Source organism: Hahella sp. NBU794 (genome assembly GCF_050749805.1).
Taxonomy (GTDB): domain Bacteria; phylum Pseudomonadota; class Gammaproteobacteria; order Pseudomonadales; family Oleiphilaceae; genus Hahella.
Genome location: NZ_CP192738.1, coordinates 4,911,599 through 4,927,986, shown reverse-complemented (window position 1 = coordinate 4,927,986; position 16,388 = coordinate 4,911,599). Strand labels below are relative to the sequence as shown.

Annotated in this window: 14 protein-coding genes; 11 read left to right on the top strand and 3 right to left on the bottom strand. The window is 56.3% G+C overall.

The genetic code is table 11. The features are described 5' to 3' along the window. Positions 1–41: 41 nt before the first annotated feature. Complete coding sequence (locus ACQYWX_RS21495; protein ID WP_127972581.1) at positions 42–683, top strand: DUF2238 domain-containing protein; 642 nt, start codon at positions 42–44, stop codon at positions 681–683. 11 nt (positions 684–694) lie between these two features. Here ACQYWX_RS21495 and ACQYWX_RS21490 read toward each other — a convergent pair whose 3' ends face one another. Next, on the bottom strand, positions 695–1,864 hold the full coding sequence (locus ACQYWX_RS21490) for a dipeptidase (protein WP_431686297.1): 1,170 nt from the start codon (positions 1,862–1,864) through the stop codon (positions 695–697). Positions 1,865–2,079: 215 nt separating this feature from the next. On the opposite strand from ACQYWX_RS21490, the gene ACQYWX_RS21485 reads away from it, so the two are divergent. Further along, positions 2,080–2,214: a hypothetical protein gene (locus ACQYWX_RS21485; protein WP_255509291.1), complete on the top strand. Its 135-nt coding sequence runs from the start codon at positions 2,080–2,082 to the stop codon at positions 2,212–2,214. A 90-nt stretch (positions 2,215–2,304) separates the two neighbouring features. Here the strand turns inward: ACQYWX_RS21485 and ACQYWX_RS21480 are convergent, their stop codons facing one another. Next, on the bottom strand, positions 2,305–4,056 hold the full coding sequence (locus ACQYWX_RS21480; RefSeq protein WP_431686296.1) for a methyl-accepting chemotaxis protein: 1,752 nt from the start codon (positions 4,054–4,056) through the stop codon (positions 2,305–2,307). 223 nt (positions 4,057–4,279) lie between these two features. On the opposite strand from ACQYWX_RS21480, the gene ACQYWX_RS21475 reads away from it, so the two are divergent. Continuing rightward, on the top strand, positions 4,280–5,212 hold the full coding sequence (locus tag ACQYWX_RS21475) for a GlxA family transcriptional regulator (RefSeq protein WP_431686295.1): 933 nt from the start codon (positions 4,280–4,282) through the stop codon (positions 5,210–5,212). Positions 5,213–5,235: 23 nt separating this feature from the next. On the opposite strand, the gene ACQYWX_RS21470 is transcribed toward ACQYWX_RS21475, so the two are convergent. Continuing rightward, positions 5,236–6,447 carry a GNAT family N-acetyltransferase gene (locus ACQYWX_RS21470; protein ID WP_431686294.1) on the bottom strand — a complete coding sequence of 404 codons (1,212 nt, stop codon included), beginning with the start codon at positions 6,445–6,447 and terminating at the stop codon, positions 5,236–5,238. 293 nt (positions 6,448–6,740) lie between these two features. On the opposite strand from ACQYWX_RS21470, the gene ACQYWX_RS21465 reads away from it, so the two are divergent. The 8 genes from ACQYWX_RS21465 to ACQYWX_RS21430 all read left to right on the top strand — a co-directional run bounded on the left by ACQYWX_RS21465 (position 6,741) and on the right by ACQYWX_RS21430 (position 16,162). Further along, on the top strand, positions 6,741–7,958 hold the full coding sequence (locus ACQYWX_RS21465; RefSeq protein WP_216738266.1) for an aspartate aminotransferase family protein: 1,218 nt from the start codon (positions 6,741–6,743) through the stop codon (positions 7,956–7,958). 62 nt (positions 7,959–8,020) lie between these two features. Beyond that, positions 8,021–9,034, top strand: a complete 1,014-nt coding sequence (gene aruF, locus ACQYWX_RS21460; RefSeq protein ID WP_216738267.1) for an arginine/ornithine succinyltransferase subunit alpha — start codon at positions 8,021–8,023, stop codon at positions 9,032–9,034. Between the two features lie 63 nt (positions 9,035–9,097). Continuing rightward, positions 9,098–10,141, top strand: coding sequence for an arginine N-succinyltransferase (gene astA / locus ACQYWX_RS21455; protein ID WP_431686293.1), 1,044 nt, complete (start codon positions 9,098–9,100; stop codon positions 10,139–10,141). After that, positions 10,138–11,610 carry a succinylglutamate-semialdehyde dehydrogenase gene (gene astD, locus ACQYWX_RS21450; RefSeq protein ID WP_431686292.1) on the top strand — a complete coding sequence of 491 codons (1,473 nt, stop codon included), beginning with the start codon at positions 10,138–10,140 and terminating at the stop codon, positions 11,608–11,610. The genes astA and astD overlap by 4 nt, the downstream gene beginning before the upstream one ends. Before the next feature lie 57 nt (positions 11,611–11,667). Next, positions 11,668–13,008, top strand: coding sequence for an N-succinylarginine dihydrolase (astB, locus tag ACQYWX_RS21445; RefSeq protein WP_216738270.1), 1,341 nt, complete (start codon positions 11,668–11,670; stop codon positions 13,006–13,008). 182 nt (positions 13,009–13,190) lie between these two features. Continuing rightward, the gene (locus tag ACQYWX_RS21440) at positions 13,191–14,960 is read left to right on the top strand and encodes a serine/threonine-protein kinase (RefSeq protein ID WP_431686291.1); all 1,770 of its coding nucleotides are present in this window, start codon (positions 13,191–13,193) and stop codon (positions 14,958–14,960) included. Then, a complete protein-coding gene (locus tag ACQYWX_RS21435) occupies positions 14,954–15,727 on the top strand; it encodes a PP2C family protein-serine/threonine phosphatase (protein WP_216738272.1) in 774 nt (257 codons plus the stop codon). The genes ACQYWX_RS21440 and ACQYWX_RS21435 overlap by 7 nt, the downstream gene beginning before the upstream one ends. 81 nt (positions 15,728–15,808) lie before the next feature. Beyond that, positions 15,809–16,162 carry an FHA domain-containing protein gene (locus ACQYWX_RS21430; RefSeq protein ID WP_216738273.1) on the top strand — a complete coding sequence of 118 codons (354 nt, stop codon included), beginning with the start codon at positions 15,809–15,811 and terminating at the stop codon, positions 16,160–16,162. Positions 16,163–16,388: the final 226 nt, after the last annotated feature.

The window sequence follows — 16,388 nt, the reverse complement described above, 5'->3', positions numbered from 1 at the left end:
ATGTTGTTGATCCGCATTTATAACTGCTAAGGATCAATCATATGGGGCATGGCCGGGGCGGCGTTGGAGCCGGCGTAGTTTGGATTCTCATCTTCTTGGGCGTGCTGGTCTGGTCGGGGCTATGGCCGAAAGATCGGTTTACCTGGATGCTGGAAGTGGCGCCGGCGGTGATCGCCGCCTTCATTCTGGCGTCCACCTACAAGCGATTTCCGCTGACGCCCCTGTTGTATTGGCTGATCTTGATCCACTCGGTCATTCTTATGGTGGGCGGGCACTATACCTACGCGGAAGTGCCCCTGTTCGACCGCATCGGAGAAATCATGGGGTGGGGGAGAAACAACTACGATAAGGTTGGACATTTCGCCCAGGGCTTTATTCCTGCGATGGTGGCCCGGGAAATTCTGCTACGTCTGCGGGTTGTGAAAGGGCGTGGATGGATGAACTTCTTTATTGTCTGCATCGCCCTGGCGATCAGCGCCTTCTATGAGCTGATTGAATGGTGGGTGGCGGTGGCCAGTGGAGACTCTTCCGTCGCCTTCCTGGGCACCCAGGGCTACGAGTGGGATACCCAGTCAGACATGTGCTACGCCCTGGTGGGCGCTATTACCGCTTTAGTGACCCTTGGGCGGGTTCACGACCGGCAGTTGTATCGCCTTAAACGGGCGCCGGTGGCGGCGCCCTGAGGTTGGAAAGATCAGGCGGACGGCAGGTTTTTAAGCAGGAAGTCGCGGATATTTTCGCCCATGATCCTGCGAATCTGACGTTCGTTCAGCCCCGCTTTCATCAGTGCTTCAGTTAAGCCATCCAGTCGGGTGACGTCGAAAGGCGTCGCCACGGCGCCATCGAAATCTGACCCCATCGCCACGTGTTCCACGCCAATCAGATTGACCGTGTATTTGATCGCGCGTGCGATGGACGCCGCATCGCGTCCGCAGACCGCCGTCGACCAGAAGCCGATGCCGATGATACCGCCGTTGGCGGCGATGGCTTTTAACTGAGCGTCGGACAAGTTGCGGTTGTTGTTGCAGGTTCCTTTGACGCCCGTGTGCGACACGATAACGGGGCGCTTGGCCATGGCGAGCACGTCGGATATGGTTTTGGCGGAAGCGTGGGCCAGATCAATGATCATGGACTTGCTTTCCATGGCTTTGACCCATTGTTTTCCTAAGGTCGTCAGACCCCCTTTGTTGACCCCATGAGCGGAGCCGGACAGCTCTGTGTCGAAAAAATGGGTTGGGGCGATCATGCGGAAACCCGCCGCATACAGGGCATCCAGATTGTTCAGGTCGCCTTCCATCGCTTGCGCGCCCTCTAAGGTGAGCCAGCCGGCGAGGGCGTCCTTGTCGGTTTTTCGCTGCGCAATGAAATCCTGTAGATTCTTGCGGTTCAGAATGAGTGTGAATTTGTTGGCGGGCGAGTCGGCGAGGTCGCGAAGCATTCCGGCCTGACGCTCGGCGCGACTCAAAAGGCTCTGTAAAGCGCTGGGCGACCAGGCCTGCGACAGTCCCAGCCAGAATATCATGTCGCTATCGCCTGCATTTTTCTGGATGTTCAGGCCGAAAGGAACTTTGGTCACCACTGAGAACGCCTGCAACGCCATGCCCCCCTCCCGCAGCCGCGGCAGGTCCATGTGACCCCGCTGATAGCCTTTGGACAGGTTGCGGCCCCATAGCAGTGAATCCGAGTGCAGGTCGGCGATGAACAGAGACTGGTGCAGGCTTTTGACTTTATCCGTCGCCGGCTGCGGCGGTGAACTCGTGAGCTGATTGCTGGCGTTATCCACCAGTGGCGGAACCAGGGCGAAAAACGAAAGAACTGCGATGATCAGGGTGATCAGCAGTCCAGTCAGTATTTTTTTCTTCATGATGTATTGAGACCTTATCCATCGGTAAGCCGGATTGTTCCGAGCGGGCGTCAGTACCTTACCCAAAGCGAAAGGGGATGCCAACAAGACAAGGGTTGAACAAAGTGTAGACAGAATTAAAAATGCTGTATATAGTTACAGTACTGTATGTTTAAACACTTCCCGGCGTCGCCGCACAAGCAGGAACGCTGGCACTGTTATATGAGGGCTTGATTATGCAGGTTTCGTCTGACGGAGATATCATTCGCATTCAAATGCCGGTTAGCACATACATGATGGCGTTCTACTACAAATGCGTAGATGGCGAGTGGGTGCGCTATAAAAGAGAGAGACTCGGGACGCTGCACTAGTCTCTCGCCCCTGTCGACGCATTGACCGCTCTCGCTGTGTGTGAACGCCATAAGGACATGGCTTTCTGCAAGCGTCGCCATACTTCTTGTTCAGTACCTGAACTGCACGACTAGCTGTCTGAGTCGGGTCACCATTTGCTTCAGGTTGTCGCTGGACTGGAAGTTTTCCTCCGCAGCGGTATGCAGAGTTTGCGACAGCTCACTGATGTTTACGATGCTGCGATCAATGCTCTCCGCGGCTTCGCGCTGCTCATAAGTGGCCTGCGCCACATACTGGTTGGCGTCATGCATGGATGTGACCGCGGAGAGCGTCTTGTCAATGGATTCGGCGGCCTGACTTGCTTGAGAAACTGTGCTTTCCGCGCGCTTGCAGCTTTGCTCCATTCGGGTGACGGCTTTATTTACCCCGGCGCGGAGCTGTTCGATCATTTTTTGTATTTCATCGGTAGAGTTGCCGGTGCGTTGCGCGAGCGTGCGCACTTCATCGGCCACTACGGCGAAGCCGCGCCCCTGGTCCCCTGCGCGGGCGGCTTCTATAGCGGCGTTTAACGCCAGCAGGTTGGTCTGTTCAGCGATGCCGCGAATCACGTCCAGTACGGCGCCAATGGACTCGCTTTCCTTGGCGAGCTGGCTGACCGAGTCTGACGTTTCATTGATCGCCTGGGTCAGCTCATTGATGCGTGTGGTGGCGCCGTCCACCGAGGTTTTACCGGATTCGCAGGCTTTGCGGGCTTCCAGGGCGATATTGGCGGCGTTATCCGTATTTTCATTGATGCCTTTGACGGTCGCTGTCATTTCGTTGGACGCCGTCGCCACCTGATCGGTTTCATGACTCAGTTGCTCGGCGGACTCTTTGGTTTGCGCGCTAATGCGAGCGCTTTGTTCTGAGGAGGCGGAAAGTTCGTCCGTGGTCTTCGCCAGATCGCCCACTATGACTGAGAATTTATCCATCATGGCGTTAAACGCCTGGGCGATAGCGCCAATTTCATCCTGGCGGCTGTAATCCACTCGTTTGGTGAGATCGTTGGTGTCCTCAATCTCCGTAATCACCCGACGCAGACGGTGAATGGGCTGGGTGATGGAGCGGGATAACAAAAAGCCGACCAGCAGGGAAACCGTCACCGACACTACAAGGATAAACAACACTTCCTGCTGCAGGCTGCGGCCGCTGGCGGCGACAGAATCGTTCGCCTCCAATACCTGGTTGGCGGCGACGGACACTTCCTGCGCTGCCTGCCCAACTCCTTCGTTGGCTGCCGCCGCGGCTTTGGCTGCTTCTTCCAGTATGATTTTGAAGGTGGAGCTCATGGCCATGCTGGCGGTGCGGGCTTCGCCGATCATCGCGCTGACGCGCTGGCGGGAGTCATTGTTACGGGTGCGGTCGACAGCTTCTGCGATGGATTTGTTGAAGTCATCCAGATACATCAGTACGACATCTGCGACATCGGCCATTTCCTCATCAGTTCCGGCGATTTTATCTAAGGTGTCGCGCAGGTTTTTCTCCGCCTGATCGCCCTGACTGATGGAGCGCTCTTCGGCGGTGGTGGCGGAGTCCAGGCGCCAATACAGGTACTCGGAATACTGGGCGAAGGCGGTTTGGCTCTCCGCCAGCAGCGCATTGAGGTGTTGTTGCTGACTGACCAGCTGATTCTGCTTGGCGACAGCGGTGTTCTGCTGTTCCACCATACTGCGCTGGCCTTCGATGGTGCTCAGCATGTCATGCACCGCCCCCAGCAAGTAAACCAGTGCGCAAGTAAGAATGATGGCGAACACGGCGCTCATCATTAATGCGCGATGGAAAATGGTGATGCGCCGGGTTACCCGGTTGAAGATGTGAGCCATGTCGCTTCCGTATTTGAATTTAGTTCAACTGGCGGCGGGAGTTATACTTCGCGGACGAATAAGATAAGCTCCGCAACCGCTGGACGCGATCTCGCCATCCCGGCATCGCCGTGGCGGTCTTTAGATGGTTTTGTCGCAGCCGCTTAATCTATTATTACTCTTATTTATAGCAGAAATTCTCAGCTCCGCCCGGCGGCGGGCTGTCGGGTATGAGGAATCGGTTTTGAGCTGCAAACTGGGCGTACTGTTACTGCCGGGATTTTCCATGCTGTCCTACGCCAGCCTGGTGGAGCCGTTGCGGGTATGTAACGAGCTGCTGGACGAGCGCAAGTATCGGCTGGTGCGGCTGGGAGCGGAGCCGGTGGTGACGTCGGGAGACGGCGTGGCGGTGTCCGTTGACCGTTCTCTGGCTCATGCCGCCGGCCTGGACGCGCTGGTCGTCTGTGGCTCAGTTGGTCTCTATAAAACGCCGCTTCTGGAAAAAGAATGGCTCTCCACGCACGGCAAAAGCCTGTCCTGGCTGGGAGGCGTGGCTAACGGCGCGGCTTTGCTGCTGGAACTGGGGCTGTTGCGCGGAAAAAAAGCTTCTTTACAGATTCCCGACGCTTTTTCAGCGCATGCGCAAGCCTGCTTTCTGTCCCAGGATGTGTTTTCCGTTGACGCCAATATCTGGACCTGCCGCGGCGGCACCGCTGCGCTGGACATGGCGCTGTTTATGATTGGGCGTCATCACGGGGTCGAGTTAGCGGAAATGGCTTCTCAAGCGATCATGCGGGAGCGTCTAGGCGGCGCCAAAACCACGGGGCGCAAACGTCCCGACCTCGTGGCGAAAAGAGAGGCGCCGGCGCTCTGCGATGCGGTGCAGTTGATGGAGAACAATATCGAAGAGCCGTTAACCACGGACGATATCGCCAAGCACCTGGAGATCTCCCGACGCCAGCTTGAGCGTCTATTCAAACGCTACCTGGACTCCGTGCCTTCCCGTTATTACTTGCAGATTCGTCTGGAAAAGGCGCGGGACATGCTTTGCTCTTCCGCCTTGAGCATCACCGAAATTGGTTTGAAAACAGGCTTTTCCTCCGGCGCGCATTTTTCTACTGCATATCGAAATCTGTATGGGCTGACGCCCAGTGAAGAAAGAGCCGGTCAGCCTTGATGGCCGCCGGCGAACAATAGACGTTACTGCTCGACGGTCTTCAATGCATTGCGAGTGGGAGCTTCTGCATGAGGGATGGCGCGAAACAGTTTGCGCACCACATAGTTGACCGCCGCGGCGCGATGCCGCATCCACAGATGGCAATCCACGGGTTTGGCGCCGAGATTGGCCTTGGGCTCCAGCGCGGTTCTGCCCAAGGACACTTTGCTGCAGCCAAACTGGCAGCCATGCTCGATAGAAAGCTGCAGTAGCCGGAAATACAGGGGCAGGTCGGCATTGATCTCGTAATCCATGCCCACGTAGTAGGCCATGGATGTATCGCGGTCTTTAACCGAAGTGACGAAGCCCACAATCCGACCATCCATTGACAATGTGGTGCAGGCGAAACGGTCTCCCAGCGAATCCGACAACGCTTTGAAATACCCCTTGGGCAATGTCGCCAGACGGGCGGCGGCGCGGTTCTCCACCTGCAGGTAGAGGGCGTGCAGCGCGGCATCCTGTTCATCGCTGATGCTGTCCAGGGGCTGCGTTTCCACGCCAGCGTCCTGCAGTTTCTTGATGATGGCGGTAATGCGCTTGCGGTACTTGCCGGTCAGGCTTTGCAGGTAATCTTCGAAGGTCCGGGTTCCCGGCTCCAGCGTCAACACCATTTCCGGGTCAGTCTGAATGGATCGGTAACTGTACCGCTTGAGGATGTCAGACTGCGGCAGCATGTCGCTGTTGAAGTCCTTCAGCATGACAAAGTCGATAGAGCCGCCCAGTTTTTCTCCCCGACGGATGCGGTACAGCAGCTCAGCCAGGGCGCGCCATCCCAGCTCCGCATCGACGCCCTCGGCGAAGGCGACGCCATGGAGGCCGCAGGACACCAGATTGCCGCAGACCAAAATGCGCTCCTGGTATTTTTGACTCAGTTTGGCTTTAGCGTTGTCGGGCTTTTCGCTTTTCATCATTCGGTCGCCGGACACATCGGCGATCTGGCAGCTGACCACGCCGATTGGAGAGCGATCTTTGTATATCAGGCCGTAGCGGGGAGAGACGTTGTCCGGCGCGTTGAGTTCCAGCGCCTGTAGATAATCCCGTTGCAGAAATACGGATGCGGAGGCGGCGACGCGGTCCCAGTCCGTCGCATTGAGAAAGTTGATGCTGTCGGCGATAGCGAACTCCAGTCCCAGAGGCGTGCGGCGTTCTTTATGTCGATTTTTTACGTCCTTGATCTTGGCGAGCGTATTTTTCATGGTTATTCACACCCTTTATAGAAAGCCTTTCTATACTAAGCGAGACGGGGACTGTCGCGCGACAGTATTATTCTCTGGCGAATCAATACGCTATAGCCCATTGAAATTGCCTTAATTACGTATGGCGGCCTGCGTCGGGGTGCGCAAATCTGTAAATTCATGTCGCCTTTGCGAAATCCTTCTATTTCTTTTGTTCCTAAACTAACTGACATTGGGCCTGACAGGCCCGTAAAAAATAACTTCGCCGGAGACGCTGCGGAGCGTTGGCCGGCTCACCCGAATGGAGAAGATGAATGACCTCTAGCCAAGTCACCAGAGAAATGTTTGATCAGGTAATGGTTCCCAACTATGCGCCGGGCCCGATTATTCCCACTCACGGCATCGGCTCCCGAGTCTGGGATCAGGCTGGCAAGGAATACATCGATCTGGCGGGCGGCATTGCAGTAACCGGTTTGGGCCATGCTCACCCGGAACTGGTGGCGGCGTTGACTGAACAGGCGCAAAAACTGTGGCACCTGAGCAACGTCCTGGCGAACGAGCCGGCGATTCTGCTGGCTAAAAAACTGACAGAGATGACTTTCGCAGATCGCGTATTTTTCTCCAACTCCGGCGGCGAAGCCAACGAAGCTGCGTTCAAGCTGGCGCGTCGTTACAGCTGGGAAAAACACGGACCTCATAAACATGAAATCGTGGCCTGTAACAACAGTTTCCACGGTCGTACGCTGTTCACCGTCAGCGTGGGCGGTCAAGCTAAGTATCGCGAAGGCTTCGAGCCGGTTCCCGGCGGCATCAAGCATGTGCCTTTCAATGATATCGCCGCTCTGGAAGCCGCCATTGATGAAAACACCTGCGCATTCGTGGTGGAGCCCGTACAAGGCGAGGGCGGTGTGACGCCAGCGGATGAAGCCTACCTGAAACGCGCCAGAGAGCTTTGCGACCAGCACAACGCCTTGCTGATTTTTGATGAAGTTCAGACTGGCGTTGGCCGCACCGGAGCGCTGTATGCGTACATGAAGTACGGCGTGACGCCGGACATTCTGACCACCGCCAAAGCAATGGGCGGCGGCTTCCCTATCGGCGCTATGTTGACCACCACGGAAGTAGCGAAGAGTCTTGCAGTGGGCACTCACGGCAGCACCTACGGCGGCAACCCGCTTGGCTGCGCGGTAGCGAACAAGGTCATGGACATCGTTAACACACCGGAAGTATTGCAAGGCGTTGAGCGCAAGCATGAGCTGATGGTAGCCGGCCTGAAGGCGATTAATGAGAAATATGGCATATTCAGCGCTGTTCGCGGCATGGGCCTGTTGATTGGCGCGGCGCTCACTGACGAGTGGCAGGGCAAAGCCAAGCAGTTCATGACGGCGGCGCTAGAAGAGGGCGTACTGGCGTTGATCGCTGGACCGAATGTATTGAGACTGGCGCCTTCTCTGATCATCGGCGACGACGAGATCAAAGAAGGACTGGCGCGCTTTGAAAGAGCGGTAGCCCGCGTCGCGCAAGGGCAATAAGGAAAGTTAAAGGGAACTAACTTGTACAACCTGTCAGTCTGATTAATTTGGAGGGAATGAGAATGGTGATTTTTCGCCCCAGCCGCTTCGCCGACCTGCCCGGCATTGAGAAGTTAATAAACGAAAGCGCAGCGCAGGTGTCCACCCTGCCTGCGGACCGCGACAAACTGGGCGAGAAAATCGACCAGTCCTGTCGCTCCTTCGCCGGTGATGAGTCCATGGCGGGCAAGGAACGCTACCTGTTCGTGCTTGAGGATACCGAAAGCAAGGAGATCCTGGGGACATCAGGCATCGACGCCTGCGCCGGCAACGGCGCGCCGTTTTATAACTACCGGCTGGATGAACTCATTCACTCCTCGCAGCAACTGGGGGTGTTCAACAAGGTTCCCATCCTTTATATGACCCATGAGCTCACCGGCTCTCCGCTGCTGTGCTCGCTGACTATTTCTCCCCGTTATCGCAAAACGGAGTATTTCGATCTGCTGTCGCGCTCACGCTTCCTGTTTATGGGACAGCATCGTGAGCGCTTCCAGTCCCGTATTATTGTGGAGATTCAGGGCAAGCAGGGCGATAGCGGCGATTCTCCGTTTTGGGACAGTCTGGGCCGCCACTTCTTCGATATGGACTTTGCGACGGCGGATTACTACTCCGGCATCAAGAGCAAAACCTTTATCGCGGAAATGATGCCGCCCCATCCGATTTATGTGAACCTGCTGACCAAAGACGCTCAGGATGCGATCGCACAGCCGCATTCGGCGGCCAGGGACAATTGCCAGTTCCTGAATCGGGAAGGCTTCCGCATGGGCCGTTACATCGATATTTTCGACGGCGGCCCGACTCTGGAGGCGGATTTGGATAATCTGACCACCGTGAAATCCACTAAAACCAAACAGGTCAAGCTGTCGGACAACCAGACCGGCCTGCAATACCTGATGTGCAACACCCTGTTCGAAGATTTCCGCGCCACGCTGGCCAATGTGACGGACGGCATGGGCGACCTGTTGCGTCTGAAGCGCAGCACCGCCGAGGCGATATTGGTGTCGGAAGGCGACAACGTTCAGTTCGCGCCCCTGTGATCGGCGTCGGGACTAACACTTTAAGCGAAGTATAAGACAGGGCCGGAGCAAGAGGATTTCAACATGATGATTATTCGTCCCATTAGCAGCAAAGATTTGGATGCGGTATACGAACTGGCGAAAAGCGCAGGCATTGGCGTAACGACGCTGCCCGCCAACCGCGAACTGTTGTCACAGAGAATTGAAGAATCGGAGCGCTCTTTTTCTGAGCGCATCGAGCAGGAACATGCGTATTACATGTTCGGGCTTGAGGACACTGAGGCCGGAACCATCGTGGGCGTCAGCGCGATCAAGGCGCGGGTTGGCCTGGATGAAGTGTGGTACAACTATCGGGTCTCCACCACGGTGAACGCCTCCAAAGAACTGGGCATTCACAAACAGACGCCAACCCTGTACCTCACCAACGATATGACCAACTGCAGTGAAATCTGCACGTTGTTCCTGCATGAAAAATATCGCAACAGCTTTAACGGCCAGCTGTTGTCGAAGTGCCGCTTCCTGTTTCTGGCGGACTTCTCCGAGCGTTTCAGTAACAAGATTTTTGCGGAAATGCGCGGCTACACCAACGCACAGGGCGAATCTCCGTTCTGGGAAGACCTGGGCCGCAAGTTTTTCAGTCTGGAGTTTTCTCAGGCGGACTACTTGTCCGGCATCGGCAATAAGGCGTTTATCGCTGAACTGATGCCCAAGTATCCGATTTATGTCCCGTTTTTCAGCCAGGAGGCCCGCGATGTGATCGGTCAGGTGCATGAGCACACCAGACCGGCGCTGGCCATGCTGGAAAGCGAAGGCTTCAACTTCAACGGTCTGGTGGACATTTTTGACGCCGGCCCGCTGGTGGAGTCCTTTGTCCATGGCATTCGCAGCGTGCGCGACAGCGCCAAACGCTTCGTCATGCCGGTACAGAAAACCGGCATCGACGAGATTGCCGAACCCTATATGATTTCCAACCGGTCCTTCTCCAACTTCAGGGTGGGACTGCTCGACAGCGACCAGATCAAATCCGACACCGTCTCCCTCAATCATGATCTGATGGATCATTTGCAATTGGGCGCAGGCGACACTGTACGGGTGGTTGCGTTGAAAGCGAAGAGGAGCGATGCATGACTGTACGTGAAAGCGCATTTATAAACGGCAGCTGGTTAGCCGGCGGCGGCGTAGTGTTCGAGTCCCTGGACCCAGTGACCCAGGATTGTCTGTGGAAAGGCGCGGCGGCCTCCGATGAGGTGGTTGCGCAGGCTGTGCAGGCGGCGCGTCAGGCGTTTCGCAGCTGGGGACGTCTGGATGTCGCCAAGCGTATCGATATCGTCAAGCGCTTCGCAGCCTTGCTGGAAGAAGACAAAGAACGTCTTGCTGAAGTGATCGGCAAAGAGACCAGCAAACCTCTGTGGGAGGCGCGCACCGAAGTCGCCAGCATGATCGCCAAAGTAGGTATTTCCGTTCAGGCGTTTAATGAGCGCACCGGCGTCACCGAGCAGGACGTGGCGGCAGGACATGCGGTGTTGAAACATCGCCCCCACGGCGTGTTGGCGGTTTTTGGCCCCTATAACTTCCCAGGTCATTTGCCCAACGGTCACATCGTGCCCGCGCTGATTGCCGGCAATACGATCGTCTTCAAGCCAAGCGAGTTGACCCCGTGGTTCGCAGAAGAAACCGTGCGTATCTGGGCGAAAGCCGGCTTGCCGGAAGGCGTGTTGAACCTGGTGCAAGGCGCGCGGGAAACCGGCGTGGCCCTGGCCGCCAGCGAGGACATAGACGGTTTGCTGTTTACCGGCAGTTCTCCGACCGGACACAGCCTGCACCGCCAGTTCGGCGGTCGCCCCGAGAAAATCCTGGCGCTGGAAATGGGCGGCAATAACCCATTGATCATTGCTCCTCCTTATGACTTGAAAGGCGCTGTGCATCATACGCTGTTCTCGGCATTTGTTTCGGCGGGCCAGCGTTGTACCTGCGCGCGTCGTCTGCTGGTTCCGGATACGGCGGAAGGAAAGGCGTTTCTGGATGAGCTGGTCGCAGCGGCGGCCAATTTGCAGGTAGGACGCTATGACGCGGACCCTCAGCCTTTTATGGGCGGAGTGATTTCCCTGCGTGCGCGGGATCAGATGCTGGCCGCGCAGAGCAAGCTGGCTGCGGAGGGCGGACGCATTCTGCTGGAGATGCGCAGCCTGGAGGAAAACGCGAGCCTGTTGAGCCCAGGCGTTATCGACGTCACCGATGTGCAGGCACTGCCGGACGAAGAACACTTCGGACCCATGCTGCAAGTATTGCGCTACCGCGATTTCGATCATGCCCTGGAATTGGCCAACAAGACTGGATTTGGTCTGGCGGCGGGCTTGATCAGCGACTCGCGCGAACTGTACGACCGCTTCTGGCTGGAAGTGCGCGCAGGCATCGTCAACTGGAACAAGCCTCTGACCGGCGCCAGCAGCGCCGCGCCCTTCGGCGGTGTGGGCGCCAGCGGCAATCACCGTCCCAGCGCCTACTATGCGGCGGACTACTGCGCGTATCCGGTGGCGTCTCTGGAAGCGGATCAGGCGCAGGCGCCTGGGCAGTTATCGCCGGGCATGTCCTTATAAGTTTTATGGCATGCATAACAGCAACGAATTTAAACGAGTAGAAGAGGCGGATAGACGATGAAGGCATTTGAAGTCAATTTTGACGGGCTGGTAGGGCCGACTCACAACTATAGCGGGCTTTCCTACGGCAACGTGGCCTCAGAAACCAATATTCGCGATGTGTCCAATCCCAAGGAAGCCGCCAAGCAAGGGCTGCGCAAGATGAAGGCGCTGCACGACATGGGCTTCAAGCAGGGCGTGTTGCTGCCGCAGGAGCGTCCGGACATCGCGACGCTGCGTCGTCTGGGCTTTACCGGATCAGATCGGGAAGTGCTGCTGCAAGCGGCGCATCAGGCCCCGGTGTTTCTGGGCGCCGTCGCTTCCGCCTCCTGCATGTGGACGGCGAACGCGGCGACCGTTTCGCCGAGCGCCGACACCACCGACGGTCGGGTGCATTTCACCGCAGCGAACCTGAACGCGAAGTTCCATCGTTCGATTGAGCATCCGACGACGACCCGTATTCTGCAGGGCATTTTCAATAATGAGCAGCACTTTGCCCATCACAAGGCGCTGCCGCCTACCAGTCAGTTCGGTGACGAAGGCGCGGCCAACCACACCCGCTTCTGCAAAAACTATGAAGACAAGGGCGTGGAGCTGTTTGTATACGGACGCGTGGCTTTCGACGAGAACGCGCCGCGCCCGATGAAGTATCCTGCGCGGCAGACCCTGGAAGCCTGTCAGGCGGTGGCGCGTTTGCACGGTCTGGCCGATTCGTCGGTGGTGTACGCGCAACAAAACCCGGCGGTCATCGATCAGGGCGTGTTTCACAATGACGTTATTGCGGTAGGTAACCGCAATGTGCTGTTCTACCACGAGCAAGCGTTTTTGAATACGTCGCAAATGCTGACCGAGCTGGAAGCGAAACTGCAAGGCTGTCTGCTGAAGGCCGTCAAGGTTTCCGACAGCGAAGTGTCCGTAGCGGACGCGGTGTCCAGCTACCTGTTCAACAGCCAATTGTTGAGTCTGAATGACGACGACATGATGCTGGTGGTGCCTCATGAGTGCCGCGACAATCCCAACGTCAAAGCCTATCTGGATGATCTGGTTACTCGCGGCGGCCCCATCAAGCGCGTCGAAGTTTTCGATCTGAAGCAAAGCATGAAAAACGGCGGCGGCCCCGCATGTTTACGCTTGCGTGTGGCGTTGAATGAAGCGGAGCTGGCGGCGGTGCACCCCCAGGTGATGATGTCGGAGGAACTGTTCGACACTCTTAATGCCTGGGTGGACAAGCACTACCGTGACCGCATCTCCCAGCAGGACCTGGCTGATCCGCAGCTGCTGACTGAATGCCGCACGGCGTTGGATGAACTGACGCAACTGCTGCAATTAGGCTCGCTGTATCCTTTCCAGCTGGCTTAATTCCTTCATTGAGCGACAAGAGCTGCTTCTAACCGGAGCAGCTCTTCGTTAGTCGTGTCGTAACACAACAATATGTAACGAAACTTAAACTAATTTATCTATAAGTTTCTCTAAGTGTCCGTTAATCTCTGCATGATCGGCTGATCGCCTTTTTCATCAGAATTAAAGCAGGGATACTCAGCGTGGCGGCGAAGCGTCATTCGGTTTTCAACAATGTGCGCCGATTGCTGGCGCGCGCATACAGCTTACGTACAGTGGTCATTGCGGCTGCTTGTCTTATTGTGGTCGCGCCACAACTGGCCCGTCATCTTCCTTCTCTGGATACCTGGTTATATAACGCCGCCTGGAGCGTCAACAAGAACACTCCCATCAAGCCGGCAGATGATGTGCCTCTGGCGCAAAGGCTGATGCCGGGACTGGCGCCGTCCCCCGTATTCTTTTTAGACCCCTATCTGGCTCCGGCGAAGTGGGACGCCGCCAGCCAGATTGAGACCAATGCTTTTCGTGTAGCGCCCGGACTGGAGACGCCGCCCTGGTTTTTCCTGGCCGAGAAAGCGCTCATTTTGATCTGCATGTTGTTGTTGGTGGCCGCATTGCCTCGAATGACGTGGCCGGCGGGTTTTTTTACCGTTGCTGTGTTTGTGGTTTCCCTCGCTGTCATACAGATCGGTATGCAGGTAGCGCAATCAAGATGGCTGCCGCTGGGAGTATCGATCCAGTTCCTGGTGGCGGGCTATTTGGTGATGGCGTTCTGGCTGAAACAGCAAAAGCGAATCGAAGCGTTGCGTGAAGCGCGCCAGGATGTCAGTTTACGTCTGGGTAAAATGCAGCTGAAACAAGGCATGTTGGAAGAAACGCTCACGACGTTGCGTCCGTGTCTATCCAGAGAAGACGCCTGCGCCATTGTGTACGACGTGGCCGTCCAGCAGGAAAAAAAGCGTCAGTATGACGCCGCCGCCAATACCTACTTGTCCATTGCCGCCGCCAATCCCAAATTCCGCGATGCGGCGGAACGGGCGAAGAAACTGGCGAAATTCGAAACCATGCAGCAGGCGGGAGACACCGAATGGGCGGCGACACAAACGCTGGCTACGCCGGCGGACATATCCCGTCCGGTGTTGGGGCGCTATGAAATCGTGCGGGAACTGGGACGCGGCGCCATGGGCGTGGTGTATCTGGGGCGCGATCCTAAAATCTCCCGTCAGGTTGCGGTTAAAACACTGAATTACAGGCAATTCGATTCCCATCGCCTGGCTGATCTCAAAGCGCGTTTCTTCCGTGAGGCCGAAGCGGCGGGCAGATTGGACCATCCCAACATCGTGACGGTTTATGATGTCGGCGAAGAAGCCGATCTTGCCTTTATCGCCATGGACTATATCCAGGGCAAGAGTCTCAACGCCTACGCCAAACCGGGTCGGCTGCTGCCTGTGGAAGTGGTATACATGCTGATGGCGAAAGTGGCGGAGGCTCTGGAATACGCCCATCAGAAAAATATCGTGCACCGTGACATCAAACCCGCAAATATCATCTTCAACCCGGATAACCAACAGGTTAAAGTAACTGATTTCGGCATTGCGCGGATCTCCGACAAGTCGAAAACCCGCACAGGGCAGATGCTGGGCAGTCCGTTGTATATGTCGCCGGAGCAGTTGAAAGGCGGCAAAGTGAACGGGGTCTCGGACATATTCAGCCTGGGTGTGACATTTTATCAGTTGCTGACGGGGGAGCCGCCGTTCAACGCGGATTCTCTACCTGAACTGACTCAGCAGATTCTGAACAAAAAGCACCGCAGCGTCAGAGAACTGAGGCCGGAGCTTCCCGCAAGCGCTGTTCGAATTACCAATAAGGCGTTGCAAAAGGACCCTGCCAAGCGATATGCCAATGCAGGCGAGATGGCGGAACAACTAAGGAGATGTTGCATGAACGAGTTTGGAAAAACCGCCTTATGCTGACATATAAAGTAAGTGGGCAGAGCCATGTGGGCTGTGTCCGTCGGGCGAATGAAGATTATATTGGGTGGCGCGTTTCCACCGATGGAAGAAGAGCGCTGGCGGTGTTGGCGGATGGTATGGGCGGTCACGCGGGGGGCGCCGAAGCCAGTCGCATTGCAGTCGAAGCCTTTATTGAATGCGCCATCGATCTGATGTGGCGCAATGTCGAATTATCCGAATACCTGATCCGTGAACGATTACTGGATGCGGCGGAAGCCGCCAACGAGGCGGTGTGCGTCGAACGCAGGCTGAACGAGGCCTTGTCCGGCATGGGAACCACGCTGGTGGCGGCGTTTTCTTATGATGGCGAGGCTTGCGTGGTCCACGCCGGAGATTCGCGCTGCTACTTAGTGTCGCAATCCGGGGAACTGCGACAGCTCACCCGGGACGACAGCGTGGTGCAGCAAATGCTGGATGACGGTTCCATTACGGAACAGGACGCCCCGCATGTGCCGTACCGCAATATGCTGACCAAAGCTCTGGGGTGCCAGGAAGACCTGCTGTTCAGTTGCATCAATGTCAGTCTCAAAGAGGGAGAGCGCCTCCTGCTGTGTTCCGACGGTTTGTTCAACATGCTGCCTCAGGGCGTGATCGGCGAGCTGGCCAGCGGCGTGCGTCCGCAGGAAGAGCGCGTCGACAGTCTGATCGCGGCCACCTTGAACAAGGGCGCCGAAGATAACGTCTCCGTATTAATGGTCGAAGTGAGCGGTGTAGCCATCGACGCTTGATGTGATGCGCCGCAGAGAAAAGAAGTGATAAACAGGATTATGTTCAGCGGAAGGACCGCAAGAAGTGAGGTAAATGTGAGTATGCCCATGCTAGCGCAACTGATTGATGATGTGGTGGCGAATAAGTTTCTTCTGGAGAAGCCGGAAATCGTGATCGGCAGGCATCCCAACTGTGATATCCAGATCAATGACATCGCCGTCAGCGGTAAACATGCGTTGATTGAGGTGGAGCAAAACCAATATATGGAAGGTGTGCTGGATGTCTTTATATCCGATAAAGGCAGCACGAACGGCACCTTCGTTAATGACGAAAAAGTCAGCGGCAGACGCCGTCTGAATAACAATGATGTGGTCAGAGTAGCCTGGAACGCCTTTACCTATATCGAAGGCGCGGAAAACACCTTAGAGAAAACCGCTTATACATTGGACGACTGATCGTTCAGACTCCGCTTGGCCGCAGGGAAGCGGCCGCTCAATCTCATAGACAGGTGGAACTACGTATCCTGGCGCTGAGCGGCTCGGCGCAAGCCCTGCAGGCTTAGCGTGTTGGCCTGTCGCAAGAATCCGCTTCCCTTATTGCCATTTTTCGCCATAATTCGCCCGCAAAATTCCCTAAACCTTTGTTACGCTGATATTGATCGTCTGGTATCAGGCGGTGGCA

Excerpts from the sequence above, each read along its gene's own strand:
- ACQYWX_RS21495 (WP_127972581.1), top strand. The coding sequence starts at position 42 with ATGGGGCATGGCCGGGGCGGCGTTGGAGCCGGCGTAGTTTGGATTCTC.
- ACQYWX_RS21490 (WP_431686297.1), bottom strand. The coding sequence starts at position 1,864 with ATGAAGAAAAAAATACTGACTGGACTGCTGATCACCCTGATCATCGCA.
- ACQYWX_RS21485 (WP_255509291.1), top strand. The coding sequence starts at position 2,080 with ATGCAGGTTTCGTCTGACGGAGATATCATTCGCATTCAAATGCCGGTT.
- ACQYWX_RS21480 (WP_431686296.1), bottom strand. The coding sequence starts at position 4,056 with ATGGCTCACATCTTCAACCGGGTAACCCGGCGCATCACCATTTTCCAT.
- ACQYWX_RS21470 (WP_431686294.1), bottom strand. The coding sequence starts at position 6,447 with ATGAAAAATACGCTCGCCAAGATCAAGGACGTAAAAAATCGACATAAA.
- ACQYWX_RS21465 (WP_216738266.1), top strand. The coding sequence starts at position 6,741 with ATGACCTCTAGCCAAGTCACCAGAGAAATGTTTGATCAGGTAATGGTT.
- aruF (WP_216738267.1), top strand. The coding sequence starts at position 8,021 with ATGGTGATTTTTCGCCCCAGCCGCTTCGCCGACCTGCCCGGCATTGAG.
- astA (WP_431686293.1), top strand. The coding sequence starts at position 9,098 with ATGATGATTATTCGTCCCATTAGCAGCAAAGATTTGGATGCGGTATAC.
- astD (WP_431686292.1), top strand. The coding sequence starts at position 10,138 with ATGACTGTACGTGAAAGCGCATTTATAAACGGCAGCTGGTTAGCCGGC.
- astB (WP_216738270.1), top strand. The coding sequence starts at position 11,668 with ATGAAGGCATTTGAAGTCAATTTTGACGGGCTGGTAGGGCCGACTCAC.
- ACQYWX_RS21435 (WP_216738272.1), top strand. The coding sequence starts at position 14,954 with ATGCTGACATATAAAGTAAGTGGGCAGAGCCATGTGGGCTGTGTCCGT.
- ACQYWX_RS21430 (WP_216738273.1), top strand. The coding sequence starts at position 15,809 with ATGCCCATGCTAGCGCAACTGATTGATGATGTGGTGGCGAATAAGTTT.